Annotated in this window: 13 protein-coding genes and 1 pseudogene; 8 read left to right on the top strand and 6 right to left on the bottom strand. The window is 47.3% G+C overall.

The features are described 5' to 3' along the window. Positions 1–6 precede the first annotated feature (6 nt). A complete protein-coding gene (nadK, locus tag KP22_RS08820) occupies positions 7–885 on the bottom strand; it encodes an NAD(+) kinase (protein ID WP_039303620.1) in 879 nt (292 codons plus the stop codon). Between the two features lie 148 nt (positions 886–1,033). Between nadK and grpE the strand changes: the two genes are divergently transcribed. Then, positions 1,034–1,621 carry a nucleotide exchange factor GrpE gene (gene grpE, locus KP22_RS08815; protein WP_039303622.1) on the top strand — a complete coding sequence of 196 codons (588 nt, stop codon included), beginning with the start codon at positions 1,034–1,036 and terminating at the stop codon, positions 1,619–1,621. A gap of 242 nt (positions 1,622–1,863) precedes the next feature. Further along, positions 1,864–3,102 carry an Nramp family divalent metal transporter gene (locus tag KP22_RS08810; protein WP_039303625.1) on the top strand — a complete coding sequence of 413 codons (1,239 nt, stop codon included), beginning with the start codon at positions 1,864–1,866 and terminating at the stop codon, positions 3,100–3,102. Between the two features lie 31 nt (positions 3,103–3,133). Here KP22_RS08810 and KP22_RS08805 read toward each other — a convergent pair whose 3' ends face one another. The 3 genes and pseudogenes from KP22_RS08805 to KP22_RS22745 all read right to left on the bottom strand — a co-directional run. Continuing rightward, positions 3,134–3,337: a 2-hydroxymuconate tautomerase family protein gene (locus KP22_RS08805; protein WP_039323766.1), complete on the bottom strand. Its 204-nt coding sequence runs from the start codon at positions 3,335–3,337 to the stop codon at positions 3,134–3,136. 13 nt (positions 3,338–3,350) lie between these two features. Further along, positions 3,351–4,517: an MFS transporter gene (locus KP22_RS08800; RefSeq protein WP_039323764.1), complete on the bottom strand. Its 1,167-nt coding sequence runs from the start codon at positions 4,515–4,517 to the stop codon at positions 3,351–3,353. A 197-nt stretch (positions 4,518–4,714) separates the two neighbouring features. Continuing rightward, positions 4,715–4,872 (bottom strand): annotated as a pseudogene (locus KP22_RS22745) (glycerol dehydrogenase); the annotation flags it as partial. Positions 4,873–5,278: 406 nt separating this feature from the next. Between KP22_RS22745 and nudK the strand changes: the two are divergent. The 6 genes from nudK to KP22_RS08770 all read left to right on the top strand — a co-directional run bounded on the left by nudK (position 5,279) and on the right by KP22_RS08770 (position 12,148). After that, positions 5,279–5,860 carry a GDP-mannose pyrophosphatase NudK gene (gene nudK, locus KP22_RS08795; RefSeq protein ID WP_039303631.1) on the top strand — a complete coding sequence of 194 codons (582 nt, stop codon included), beginning with the start codon at positions 5,279–5,281 and terminating at the stop codon, positions 5,858–5,860. 394 nt (positions 5,861–6,254) lie between these two features. After that, complete coding sequence (locus KP22_RS08790; RefSeq protein WP_039303634.1) at positions 6,255–7,520, top strand: extracellular solute-binding protein; 1,266 nt, start codon at positions 6,255–6,257, stop codon at positions 7,518–7,520. Positions 7,521–7,583: 63 nt separating this feature from the next. After that, positions 7,584–8,465, top strand: a complete 882-nt coding sequence (locus KP22_RS08785) for a carbohydrate ABC transporter permease (RefSeq protein WP_039303637.1) — start codon at positions 7,584–7,586, stop codon at positions 8,463–8,465. 1 nt (position 8,466) lies between these two features. After that, positions 8,467–9,279, top strand: coding sequence for a carbohydrate ABC transporter permease (locus KP22_RS08780; protein ID WP_011092454.1), 813 nt, complete (start codon positions 8,467–8,469; stop codon positions 9,277–9,279). Between the two features lie 36 nt (positions 9,280–9,315). Beyond that, the gene (locus KP22_RS08775) at positions 9,316–10,401 is read left to right on the top strand and encodes an ABC transporter ATP-binding protein (protein WP_039323761.1); all 1,086 of its coding nucleotides are present in this window, start codon (positions 9,316–9,318) and stop codon (positions 10,399–10,401) included. Positions 10,402–10,624: 223 nt separating this feature from the next. After that, positions 10,625–12,148: a glycosyl hydrolase 53 family protein gene (locus KP22_RS08770; protein WP_039323758.1), complete on the top strand. Its 1,524-nt coding sequence runs from the start codon at positions 10,625–10,627 to the stop codon at positions 12,146–12,148. Between the two features lie 150 nt (positions 12,149–12,298). Here KP22_RS08770 and KP22_RS08765 read toward each other — a convergent pair whose 3' ends face one another. Both KP22_RS08765 and KP22_RS08760 read right to left on the bottom strand, forming a co-directional pair. Beyond that, positions 12,299–13,336 carry a LacI family DNA-binding transcriptional regulator gene (locus KP22_RS08765; protein ID WP_039303650.1) on the bottom strand — a complete coding sequence of 346 codons (1,038 nt, stop codon included), beginning with the start codon at positions 13,334–13,336 and terminating at the stop codon, positions 12,299–12,301. A gap of 136 nt (positions 13,337–13,472) precedes the next feature. Next, positions 13,473–14,234 (bottom strand): amino acid ABC transporter ATP-binding protein, encoded by a 762-nt coding sequence (locus tag KP22_RS08760; protein WP_039303654.1) that lies wholly within the window; start codon positions 14,232–14,234, stop codon positions 13,473–13,475. Positions 14,235–14,255 lie beyond the last annotated feature (21 nt).

Genomic DNA, 14,255 nt, shown 5'->3' with positions numbered 1-14,255 from the left:
AGAATTTTAGAATAATTTTTTTGACCAGCCGAGTTTAGAGCTTAGCGTGTTGAAATAACTATAATTTTTTGGGTGAATCAGATTCAGGTAATGTTCGCTACGGCGAATCAGCACTTCTTCACCTTCCTGCACCGGTAGCGCAATCTGGCTGTCACAGCTGATTTCCAGGTCATTGGTAATGCAGGAAAATTTCAGCCGAATCGTGCTGCTGCTATTGATCACCAGCGGGCGTGCAGACAACGTGTGCGGGAACATCGGCACCAGCGCAATGGCTTCCAAAGATGGCGTCAGGATAGGGCCGCCAGCGGAAAGCGAATAGGCGGTTGAGCCTGTAGGCGTGGCGATAATCAGGCCATCCGAACGCTGGGAAAAAGCGAATTTGTCGTCAATATAGACTTCAAATTCAATCATATGTGCCACTTTCCCTGGGTGAAGTACCACTTCGTTAATGGCAGTACTGATGCTGTCGGGCTGGTTTGTGCGGCAAACGTGCGCTTCCAGCATAAAGCGCTGTTCGCTCAGATAATGGCCGTCGAGAACGTCAGAAAGCTGCTGCTGCGCATGATCGGGATCGAGGTCAGTTAAAAAGCCGAGATTGCCACGGTTTACGCCGATCACCTTGATGTCATAGCGTGACAGTACACGCGCTGCGCCCAGCATGTTGCCATCACCGCCGACAACCACCGCGAGATCCGCCTGCTGACCGATGTCGGCAAGGCTACCTGTCGGTGCATCTTTCAGGTTAAGTTCCCGTGCAATCTGTTGTTCGATTAGAACGGAGTAGCCTTTTTCGGTGAGCCAATGGTAGAGCATCTCATGCGTCGCCAACGCCGTTGGGTGGCGCGGGTGGCCGACAATGCCAATACAATTAAACGGCCTGTTCATTGTAAGTGGTGTGTTCATTGCTGTTTTGTCCTCAGCGTGGTGTATCGGCAGCGTTGGGAACCAATATATGACCGATTCCCTTGAATCCCCGATTTTGATCCCCATAATAAGCAACTAGCGAGATTAATGCTAAACCGCGGAGAATTTCATGAGTAGTAAAGAACAGAAAACGCCTGACGAGCAAGTCCTGGATCAAAAGGAAGCAGCAAAAGGGCAGCAAGCGGATGCCACGCCAGAGACGGCAGACGTAGCTGACCCGCGTGATGCGCGCATCGCCGAGCTGGAAGCCCAGTTTAGTGAACTGCAACAGCGCGAACGTGACAATATGCTGCGCGTCCGTGCTGAAGCCGATAACGTTCGCCGCCGTGCGGAAATGGATGTCGAGAAAGCGCATAAATTTGCGGTAGAGAAATTTGCCAGTGAAATGCTGCCAGTCATCGATAACCTGGAACGTGCGCTGGATACGGCGGACAAAGCTAATGAATCACTGGCTGCAATGATTGAGGGTGTCGAATTGACGCTGAAATCGCTGCTGGATGCCGTGCATAAATTCGGTATCGAGGTGGTCGGTGATGTGGGTGTACCGTTTAACCCAGAAGTGCATCAGGCGATGACGATGTTACCTTCAGCCGATCACCAGCCCAACCATGTCATGATGGTCATGCAAAAAGGCTACACGTTGAACGGCCGTTTGCTGCGTCCGGCGATGGTTGCTGTATCAAAAGCACAAGACTAATACTCTCTGCTTTTACGCACGCTATTTAAAACGTCTCTACATGCCGAACCCCGTGCTTTCCGTATGGGGTTTTTTGTTTGTATTTTGTTAATATTTGTTTGATAAAAAAGATGTTTTCTAGGTTTTGAATGACTCATCATCGTTAGCTATCAAAAGAATTGGTATTACCACTCTAAATGCACTTGATAATCATTATCATTTTTGTGAGAGTAATAAAACAACAGTGTTAGAAGGGTCATACTATGCCGGGTAGCCGTGTTATCGAGTCCACAAGCCGTAGATCAAGGAAGGTCAAACTTTCTCTGATGGGGCCGGCGTTTATCGCGGCGATTGGTTATATCGATCCAGGTAATTTTGCCACGAACATTCAGTCTGGCGCGTCCTATGGCTATACGCTGCTATGGGTGGTGGTGTGGGCGAACCTGATGGCGATGCTGATTCAACTGTTGTCTGCCAAATTAGGCATCGCAACGGGTAAGAATCTGGCGGAACATATCCGCGATCGCTTTCCGCGTCCCGCCGTTTGGGCGTATTGGGTGCAGGCCGAAATTATTGCGATGGCGACCGATCTTGCCGAGTTTATCGGTGCGGCGATAGGTTTCAAACTGCTATTGGGCGTGTCGCTGCTGGAAGGCGCGATCCTTACCGCGATAGCTACTTTCCTGATTCTCATGCTGCAACAACGCGGTCAGAAGCCGCTGGAGATGGTCATCGGTGGCCTGCTGCTGTTTGTTGCGGCAGCGTATATTGTCGAACTGGTATTTTCTCAGCCTGAGCTGTCCGCTTTAGCCAAAGGCATGGCAATCCCTAGCTTGCCGACCTCCGATGCCGTGCTGCTGGCCGCAGGCGTGTTGGGGGCGACGATTATGCCGCATGTGATTTACCTACACTCTTCCCTGACGCAGCATGAAGGCGGTCATTCCCGTGCCGAGCGCTATTCTGCAACGAAAGTCGATGTCGCGATTGCGATGACGATTGCCGGGTTTGTCAATCTGGCGATGATGGCAACGGCGGCGGCAGCGTTTCACTTCAGCGGCAATCAGGATATTGCCGATCTGGATAAAGCCTATCTGACGTTAGAGCCGCTGTTGGGTAAAGCCGCCGCGGTAATTTTCGGTCTGAGCCTGGTGGCGGCGGGTCTTTCTTCCACCGTAGTCGGTACGCTGGCGGGTCAGGTGGTAATGCAAGGGTTCGTGCGCTTCCATATCCCGCTTTGGGTTCGTCGTTCTGTGACGATGCTGCCGTCGTTTATCGTGATTCTGTCCGGTATGGATCCGACGCGCGTGCTGGTGTTGAGCCAGGTGGTGCTGAGCTTCGGGATTGCGCTGGCGCTGGTTCCTTTGCTGTCGTTCACCGGCAACCGTGAACTGATGGGACCGATGGTTAATGGCAAATGGGTGCAGCGCATCGGGCAACTCATTGTCGTGCTAGTGGTTTCTCTGAATATGTATCTGCTGATTGATACCATGTTGGGTATATAAATCTGGTGCCACATAGCGTGGCACCGTTTCGCTATTTGCTCGCCTTCCTCAACTCCGTCACTGGCACGCCGCCGATTCCCCAGTTATCCGTTTCGACTTCTTCAATTACCACCACGGTGGTTTTCGGGTTCTTATTGAGCACATCGACCAGCAACTGAGTTACGCCTTCAATCAATTGACGTTTTTGTTCAGCGGTGACGCCTTCATTGGTGATTTTGATATTGACGTACGGCATAGATTCTCCGGGATTAGGGGGATGAGCGGCGGCGGGGTACGCAGAGCCCAGCCGCGATGAAAAGTGCTGCTGCGCTACACAGAATCGCAGGCGCGACAGCGTGGGTAGTCGTCAGGACGCTGGTGAGTAGTGGACCAAGAATCTGACCAATACCGTAAGTGAGCGTCACTAGCCCAAGCAGGTTGATGCCGTGCGGCGCGTGTAGCCGTTTGGCTAATGGCATCACTAGTGAGGTGGTTCCCATAAAAGTAGCACCAAAGCCGATACAGCTGAATATCAATGCTACGAGAGAGTGGCTGAACAGCGTCAGTAGGACACACACGCCCTGAATCAGCAGATTAGCGGTCAGGCAGGGTAACGTTCCCCAACGGCTGGCGGCCCATAGCCAGAAAAAGCAGCCAGGAATGATTGCCAGCCCAACCAGTGACCATAAATGCAGGGATAAGCGCGGTACGTCTAGCGCCGTCACCATCAACGGCAGATAAGTGGCGACGACGATATAACCGAAGCCCGCGAGACCGTATAGCAGCGCAAGCCGTCGCCAGCCAAGATGAGGCTGTTCATCGACATGGGCAATCTGCCGCGGTGATACGGTCGTTTTATGCGGCGAAAGTATGAGTAGAGTGAGCAGAAGTAGTGCGGAGATCAGCGCGGCTCCCCACCACAATTGCTCGGCAGACAGTGCGTAATACTGCCCAATAATGATGTATTCATTGCCTAACACGATCCCTACGCCAACCCCGGCATAGAGCGAGGCAATAATGCCGCTATGCCTTGTGTGGTGCAAAACGATCAGGGAGCCGAAGATCATCAGCGCCGCGCTGGCGATCCCCGCGATGAAGCGAATGAGCATGACCAGCATTGTACTGGTGGTCAATGTCATCGCGAAGAGCAACACGCTGGTCGCGGCCGCTGCGGCAAACAGCAGGAACACAGGCTGAGAGGTTGAGGCACGACGGCTAAAAGAGAAAAACAGGCTACCGAACAGATAGCCGGCGTAGTTTGCGCTGGCAATGTACGAAAGCTGGCTGAAGGTGAAATCACCTTCAGCCAGCATGACAGGCAGCATCGGTGTATATAAAAAGCGCCCAAGCCCCATACCTAATGTCAGTACGCTCGCCCCAAACAGGGCGAGCGTCAGCGTATCCGATAGAGCAATAAAACGGGGACGTTCCATCATGCGATGACCCAAGGCATAGAGAATATACCGTTATCCTGCCCGCTTTCTCGCCAAATAAAAGTGAATAGTAATGAGCAGGTTGATGACGCAGAGAGAACGTTTTCTGGCATGAATTCGGTAGTGAGACACGCGTCTGTTATACCCAGTCCGGCTCCATTGTGCTGATTTCTCTGGAGCTGGTTTTACCTCAATTGCGGTTAGCTGATGGTTTTACTGAACGCGTCGACGGCAATAATCGCGTGGGCAACGTTTTCAGCCGTTAACCCGTGGTCCAGATTTTTCAATGTATCCGCGTCGCTACACACCAGTTCACCACTTTGATCAGATTCTCAAATGACTCATTTTCTAGGTGAAGAGAAAATGAAATGGCTCATGTTATCTACCTCGATGATGTGGTTTGAGAAGTGATGCGGTATTGAATTCGAGTGAATCATGGAAGGCGGTTGCGGTACGCGCGTTATGACGAGACGAATTGACGCTAGCGATGGGGAAACGAAAGCGCAGCGCGACTTCCTGAAGCGCGACTGATTTAAGGTATAGCATAGTCGATAAACGTCAGATGGACGAAAAGAGCGGAATGAGAGTGTGAGACTAAACCATAAATATCATAGGGTTGGTGCGTCACCCTGCTTTAACTATGCCGTAATTTCCACCCGATACACGTTTCCTTACCCGTTTATGCCGGAGCGCAAAAGGGCTATGATGGCTTCGCCGTTAGAAATGAAATGAGTCCCCCAGCCATCGATCACCGAGGTGTTTGCATGTCGTCTCCCATTGATATCGTCGAAAAGAAGCTGCTATCCGACCACTGGTTTATCCTTCATAAATATGTTTTTGATTTAAAAAGAAAGAGCGGTGGCGTAGTGCGCCAAATTCGTGAAGTTTACGACCGCGGTGATGGCGCGACGATTCTGCTGTACAACCGTGCGAAAGGCACGGTGATTCTGACACGACAATTCCGTATTCCCACCTACGTTAACGGTAACGAAAGCGGCATGCTGCTGGAAGCCTGCGCCGGTTTGCTGGACGATCATTCGCCTGAAGAGTGCATCCGCAACGAGGCGATAGAAGAAACCGGTTATGCGGTCGGTAACGTTGAGAAGCTGTTTGATGCTTATATGTCGCCCGGCGGCGTAACAGAACGGCTGCACTTCTTTGCTGCCGAGTACGATGAATCGCTGCGGGATAATTCCGGTGGCGGTGTGGAAGATGAAGATATTGAAGTGCTGGAGCTGCCGTTCAGCGAAGCCGTTGAAATGATGAACGATGGTCGGATCAAGGATGGTAAAACCATCATGCTGCTACAGCACGCGATCATTCGCGGCTGGTTTGCCAAAGGGTAAACGTATTTTATGGCACACGGGTCTCTCCGTGTGCCGTTTGATGTGTAGTGGTAGCGTTTTCATTTTTGGGTAATCCCGCCGTGACGATGTGATTATGCCGATTATTACCTGAGTAAACGTTTTATTTTTTCTTCTTTTTCTGTTTTTTCACTTAAGTTTCAATGTTATGGGGCGGTTTTTTGGCTGGTTTTTATCACTTTTATCGGGCAGGTATAGACTTTTTTTGAGGAAATTTTTCCTAAATTTCTTGTATTGAGATCGAATATTCAGCTATTTCTCTCCCTGATGTGTGACCCGTATCACTGGATGAAAGAATGTAAGCGGTGTAACTCGTTGCTTCATTATGCAGTAACTCATATTCTCTCTTTACAAAAAGTAAAGAAGGACTGCTCTGATGAAGATCAAGAATAAAGTATCTACCCTATTTGCAGTTTCATTTTTCACGCTTGGCTTATCGACTCAAAGCCTGGCTGCTGACGTCACCGTATGGGCCTGGGATCCTAACTTCAATGTTGCGGCAATGCATGAAGCTTCAGCGATATATAAAAAAGCTGATCCAAGTTTCAGCCTGAAAGTAATCGACTCAGGTAAAGAAGATATTGAACAGAAATTAAATACCATGTTGGCTTCTGGGGTTAAAAATGTTCTTCCTGATATTGTGCTTATAGAAGATTATAATGCACAGAAATACCTTCAGGCTTATCCTGACGCGTTTGTGCCATTGCAGGATGCCATCGATTACAGTCAGTTCGCGCCTTATAAAACGAAAGTGATGACGATAGAGAATAAGGTTTACGGTATTCCCTTTGATTCCGGCGTGGCAGGGATGTTCTATCGGCTCGATTATCTGGAAGCGGCCGGATATAAAGAGAGTGATATGGAGAACATTACCTGGGATAAATATATTGAGATCGGCAAGAAGATAAAAGAAAAAACTGGCGTTGATATGCTGACCTACGATATGAACGATGTTGTTCTTCCTCATATTATGATGCAGTCCGGTGGGGAATGGTTCTTCGATAATCAAGGTCAACTTAATCTCACCAAAAACGCTGCATTGAAAGAAACGTTAAAAACGATTAAAGCGATTAACGACGCGAAAATTGCGCGTCCTATCTCTGGCTGGTCGAGTTTTGTTGGTAGTTTTAATGCTGGGAAATCGGCGAGTGTGGTTTCCGGTGTATGGGTGATTGGTTCAATTAAAAGTGCCGAAGATCAGAAAGGAAAATGGCGTGTTGCGCCGATTCCACGATTAAATCTCGACAAAGCGGTGCGAGCATCTAATCAAGGTGGGTCGAGTTGGTATGTATTAAAGGGGGGAAAAAACACCCAACAGGCGATTGAATTCCTGAAAAAAACATTCGCAGCGGATAGTGATATGTATCAAACCCTTTTAGTTGATCGCGGCGCGCTTGCAACCTTTCTTCCCGCCACTTCTGGCCCTGCTTATGCAGTAAAAGATCCGTTCTTTGGTGGGCAGCCTGTGTTTGCTGATTTCTCTAAATGGGTGACTGAAATCCCACAGGTCTCCTATGGCATGTATACCCAGGAAGTGGATAACGCGATTGCTGCTGAAATACCCGCATTACTGAAAGGCGATTCTGTTGATGACGTTTTAAAACGCGCCGAAACTGCATTAAAAAATCAGATTATGCAGTAGTGAGTCTGAGCTTGGGGACAGCGAGTCCCCAAGCACTTCTCTCCAGAAATCTATGGTGTGATAATGATGTATAAACCTAAAATGAATAGGCTTTATAACATCAACGGCTGGGCGTTTGTCTCTATAGCTGTTGGGTTAATTGCCCTAATGACGATATACCCTATTTTCAAATCACTTTGGCTTTCCTTTCAGTCTGGTCGTGGTGTGGTGACGCAATTTGTCGGCCTGGGAAATGTCATTCGTTTATTTAATGATCCGATGTTTAAAACGGCGCTTTGGAATACGCTGACGTTTCTGGTGATCCAGGTGCCGATTATGATTTTGCTATCATTAGCGATTTCTTCTTGCCTGAATTCTTCGCAGCTTAAATATCGGCAGTGGTTTAGAATTGCGATTTTTTTACCCTGTGTGACATCTCTGGTAGCCTACTCGATTCTATTTAAGAGTATGTTTGAACTGGATGGCGTGATTAATTCATTTTTGATGTTTATTCATGTTATTGACGATCCGATTCCGTGGCTCTCCGATCCTTTTTGGGCGAAGGTGACCATTATTATCGCAATCACATGGCGTTGGACGGGATACAATATGATATTTTATCTTTCCGCCATGCAGAATATTGATAAATCGATTTATGAAGCCGCCAGAGTCGATGGTGTTAGTCCAATCAAGCAATTTATTTTTATCACCATACCATTATTGAAGCCGGTCATTCTTTTTACCAGTGTGACATCAACAATTGGAACACTACAGTTGTTTGATGAGGCCATGAATATCACGAATGGTGGTCCGGCAAATGCGACCCTGACATTATCACTTTATATTTATAATCTGTCGTTCAAATTTGTACCTAATTTTGGTTATGCGGCAACGGTTTCGTACGTGATTGTTGTTTTTTCAGCAATACTAGCGCTGATTCAATTTAAAGCGGCACGGAAGGGATAATATGAGAAAAAGTAAAATTAACAGCATATTGATGCATGCTTTTCTCGTGTTGATGAGCATTTTTTCGCTTTTTCCGTTCTATTGGATGGTGGTATCCAGTACCAATAGCACCAGCCAAATCAACATGGGGAAATTTACGTTTGGCGATCAGCTATTGGTCAATTTTACCAATCTGACGAGCCAGGTGGATCTCGCGTTGATATTTTGGAATACATCAAAAATTGCGTTGATCAGCACCGTATCGACGCTTGTGGTGTGTTCCATTGCGGGTTATGCATTTGAGATTTATTCCAGTAAACATCGTGAACGTGTCTATGTCGCCCTGTTAGCGACGATGATGATTCCGTTTGCGGCGTTAATGATCCCACTCTTCACCATGTTTGGTAAGGCCGGTTTACTGGACACACATTTTGCCGTGATTATGCCGACGGTGGCAGGGGCATTTATTATTTTCTACTTTAGGCAGTGTACTAAAACGTTTCCGAGAGAGTTGATCGATGCTGCCCGCGTGGAAAGCGTCGCAGAGTGGAAAATTTTCCTGTATGTCTATGTGCCAATTATGCGAGCCAGCTATTCTGCTGCGTTTATCATTGTTTTCATGACGTCATGGAATGCTTTTCTCTGGCCGCTTATTGTTCTCCAGTCTACTGAATTAAAGACGATTAATCTGGTGCTATCCAGCTTTGCTTCGGCCTATTCTCCAGATTTCGGGCTTATTATGGTGGGAACGGTTATTTCTACTCTTCCTAGTTTGCTTATCTTCTTCGCCATGCAAAAGCAATTTATTGCCAGTATGACGGGCGCAGTGAAGTAATACACGCGCAATGGAAAATTAAGTTTGAGGTTCAATATGGCTGATATTTTACTAAAGAATATAGTGAAGCGTTACGATAAGACGGAAACGATCCATCGTATCAATCTTGAAATTAATTCAGGCGAATTTGTGGTATTTGTTGGCCCCTCTGGGTGTGGTAAATCGACGTTACTGAGAATGATCGCGGGATTGGAAGAAATAACGGATGGTGAGATCCATATTGATAACCGTGTAGTTAACCATTGCGATCCCGCAGAACGGGGAATTGCAATGGTGTTCCAGTCATATGCGTTGTACCCGCACATGACGGTGGCTGAAAATATGGGGTTTGGGTTGAGAATGAATGGGCACCCCAAAGCTGAAGTCGAAAAAATGGTGCGAAAGGCTGCGATGACGCTCCAGCTAGAAGCCTTGTTAGATCGAACACCGAAACAGCTATCTGGCGGTCAGCGTCAGCGTGTTGCGATTGGGCGGGCTATTGTGCGCGATCCTAAAGTGTTCTTATTCGATGAGCCCTTATCGAACCTTGACGCCGAATTGCGCGTGGAAATGCGTTTGCAGATTGCCCAGCTTCATCAGGAAATGCGTAACACCATGATTTATGTGACGCACGATCAAGTGGAAGCCATGACGTTGGCAGATAAAATTGTGGTGTTAAACAAAGGGGATATTGAGCAAGTCGGAACGCCGATGGAGCTATACCATAAGCCAGAGAATATTTTTGTCGCCGGTTTTATCGGTTCGCCGAATATGAATTTTCTACCCGGTGAAGTGTTACAGGTTGAAGGAAATAAAGTGAGCATCTTGATTAATCAGCTCAATACGCTTTCTATTAATCTGGCTAGCCATGGATTGCGTGTCGATCAGAAAATTACCGTGGGTATTCGCCCTGAACATCTGAGTATTGATCCGGAAGGAGGAGACGTCAGCCTGTCGATCAATAGCGAAGTAACAGAAAGGCTGGGCAATGCCACGTATATTTTTGGTACTTACTCTGGCGTGAATCATTTCAAAGTACATTTATCAGGTGACAATAGCATTGTGCCTTACTCAACGATCCCGCTCACATGTCGTAGTGAACATCTTCATTTTTTTGATGAAAATGGGAAGCGAATGAATTAACTATGAATAACTGGTTATATGGAGATCAATAACGCCATAGAAAATGCCACGTTGACTCATTGGAAGAGTCAGAATTTTAACTAAGCAGCCGTTTGTATTCACATCGGCTGCTTATTTTACTATGCGGTATTTATTTTTATAAATATCGTCATCTGTTTTTAATCTGCCCCTTTGTTGTTACGTGATAAATACCCTTTAAGAGTATCGCCTCAAGGAGAAATGAATGAAAAAGAATAACTATTCAGGAATGATCTCTATATTGTTAATGTTATTTATAGGGTTCATGACAGCCAATGTGGCGAAAGCAGCGCAGCCGTTTGCTTATGGCGCGGATATTGGCTGGGTAAAGCAATTGGAAGATCGGGGTGTGACCTGGCGTGACGATGTCGGAACTCAGCGCGATGTATTACAGATATTGCGCGATCACGGCATAAACTCTGTACGGCTACGTATTTTTGTTAATCCTGACCCCAGTGCACTATGGCATAAAGATAATACGACCTGGACGATGCTCGGTTATACGGATAAAACTCGCGTGGTGGATGCCGCTCAGCGTGCCAAAGCGATGGGAATGCGTGTCATGGTGGATTTCCACTACAGTGATGTTTTCGCAGATCCAGGTCATCAAATAAAGCCAGTTGCGTGGGCGAACTACAATATTAGCCAATTAACTACGGCCGTTTATAACCACACACATGAGGTGATGACTGCGCTCATTTCCGCTGGCGTGACGCCGGAATGGGTGCAGGTTGGTAACGAAATGAACCCGGGGATTTTACTCCCGGAAGGGAGCACAAGTCGGTTTGCCAATTTAACGCAGCTACTGAATGCGGGCTATGATGCGGTTAAAGCGATCAGCCCTTCCTCTAAGGTGATCAGCCATTTGGCGCATGGGGATAATAATTCAAACTCTCGCTGGTTTTTTGACAATTTCCTCACCACACACGGTGGGAAAACTGATGTAATTAGCTTTTCATTCTATCCTTACTGGGAGGGGAAAAATTATTGGGAGCTCACCGGCGCACTGGCTAGCAACCTCAATGATATGGCGAGCCGCTATGGTAAGGAAGTTATGGTCGTTGAAGTCGGCGGCTTGGAAACTAACCCGACAGACAGTTACTGGACGATTAGGGATACGATTAACCTTGTTAAGGCGGTGCCGGGAAATAAAGGCATCGGGGTTTTTTATTGGGAACCTGCGGGTAATGCCAATGTGCTGCTGGATGGCTACGCATTAGGCGCAACGACACAAGTTTCAGCCAATGTATTGCAATTTACCCGAGCACTGGACGCGTTTGCCGAATCGCAAATCAATTTTATCAACGGAACCCGTTATAAGATCGCTAATCGGCATAGTGGTAAATCGCTTAATGTCGTGAGCGGTTCACATGAAGACGGCGCATTTGTTGAACAATATAGTGACGGTAACTGGGACAGCCAGCGTTTTTATTTTAACGCGATTGGCAATGGTTACTTCAATCTGGTGAATGTTAATAGCGGGAAGTACATTGATATTGATTCCAGCGCCAATGAAGATGGTGCGCAAATTCTCCAAATGTATAACACCGGTCATTTTAGCCAGCAGTGGCTGATTTTGGATGCCGGCGATGGCTATTATAAAATTCTGAATAGGAACAGTGGGAAGCTTTTGGATATTAACAGCCGTTCGATAGAGAATGGTGCATCAGGTATTCAATGGCATGATAACGGGGGATGGAATCAACTGTGGCAAATAACCGCTAATTGACGCCCGTCGGCCGCGTAGTTTGCTTACGTGGCCGTTTTATACCCGTCATACTTCAAGCTGCTTGTGCGTTGTTCAAAACGCTAACGTTTTGTCATGCAACTCGAATTATTTAGGGTATATTTGTCAGGATAGGAAAGATAAGGGGACGTATTATAAAAGAGCATCGTTGAGTGTGAAGCTTTCGCGCCAAACCATCTCATAACCAATCTGTACGTGTTTTTTATAATAGCGTCCTGCCACCAATTCTAAAAACAGATCGACGGCGGCTTCGCCCATTTCGGTGGGGTAGAGTCGCATTGTGGTCAGGCTGGGGTTGAGGTGCTGTGCCATGGGAATATCATTCATTCCAATCACTTTTATTTGTCTGGGAATGGAAATGCCTTTCTCTTGAATCGCGCGGTACACGCCGATAGCGATAATGTCTGTCGCGGCGAACACAACATCAGGCCATTCTTTTTGTTGCAGCAACTCATTCATCGCCTGATAGCCGGATGCAATAGAGAATAGCTGACTGACCTTACACCGTGATTCATGGTAGATACCGTATTTTTGGGTTATTTCTTGAAATACATGCAGCCGGCTCTCATTGTTCCCGATGAATGCAGGGCGCTCAGCTCCACTCTTAACAATGTAGTGTAATACTTCGCGCGCAGCCGCTTCCCGGTCAAAAATCACGGCGTCACATTTTTTATCGAGGGGAGCCGAATCGATAAAAATCAGGTTTTTATTTAATGAATAGATTAAGGCGATATCATCATCGCTAAAATGCCCCACGCAAATGATCGCCTGCGCCTGAGATAATGTATGGCTATTGGATGATAAGTTTGTGGTGAATATATTTCGCAACGAAATAGCAAAATGGTGGCAGCGATTTTCAATACCAATGCGCATTGCGGTAAAATAAGGATCGTTGAGTTCTTCAGAGGGCGTAAGAAAGTGGACGACGGCGAGGTGTAATAAATTGTCGTTATCCATTTTAAAATGAGATCGTACAACAAGCGAGTTCTCTAACTTTTTTTTCTGCTGCTTGCGTTGTGTGGGCGATAAATAGGCCAACTCATGGGCAATGTTCTTGATAAGTTGGCGCTTTTCTTTGGTTACCGACAGACTGGGGTCGTTATTAAGCACGCGAGAAACGGTTGATGCTGCGACTCCGGCTTTTTGGGCAATATCTCTAATTGTTGTCACAAAAAATTTTCCATAATTTTCCTATGGAACTGATAGTAGCCAATGATTAATTAATTTAACATCCTCATTATTCAAAAGTACGAGTAAATCGTCAGAAATCTGATAGTTGCCAATATCAATGACTGCACCTGCGTTGTTACAGCACCGTTGAGAAAAAGGCCAGCGTACGGCGGTTTTGCGGAGCATCGAGCACCTGTCTGGCTGGGCCAGTCTCGACAATTCTGCCATTTTCCATAAACACGATGTTATCGGCGATCTCACGGGCGAATCCGATCTCGTGTGTGACGATGACCATCGTAATACCGGAATGCGCCAGCTTTTTAATGACCTGAAGCACTTCGCCGACCAGCTCTGGATCTAACGCCGAGGTCGGTTCGTCAAAAAGCATGACCTGTGGATTCATGGCAAGGGCACGAGCAATCGCCACCCGCTGCTGCTGACCACCGGAAAGCTGATGTGGCCAGTTGTCGGCCTTTTCCACAAGCCCGACCTGTCGCAGTAGTGAATAAGCCTGCTCGAACACCTCTTGCCTGTTCCGCTTTTTGACGCGTAGCGGGGCATCACTAACGTTTTGTAGCACGGTACGATGAGGGAATAGGTTAAAGTGCTGAAATACCATACCGATTTTACTGCGCTGGGCGGCCACCTGTTTGTCACTCAGTTCAAAGAGTCGATAGCCTTTCTGCCGATACCCGACCAGCGTGTCGCCTACGCAAATGGTGCCGCCGTCGAGTTTTTCGAGATGGTTAATACAGCGCAGCAGCGTCGATTTACCCGCGCCGGACGGCCCCAGAATAGCGGTAACCGATCCCGCCTCCATCTGCAAATCGATGTCATCTAAAATCAGATTTCCCGACAGGGATTTACGTACGTTTTGCAGTGTGATGGCTTCGCCCATAGTTGTATTTCCTTCCTGATT

The sequence above is a fragment of the Pectobacterium betavasculorum genome (genome assembly GCF_000749845.1).
Classification (GTDB): Bacteria; Pseudomonadota; Gammaproteobacteria; order Enterobacterales; family Enterobacteriaceae; genus Pectobacterium; species Pectobacterium betavasculorum.
Note: the sequence above shows the minus strand (reverse complement) of the source record. Positions and strands in the feature narration are given on the sequence as shown.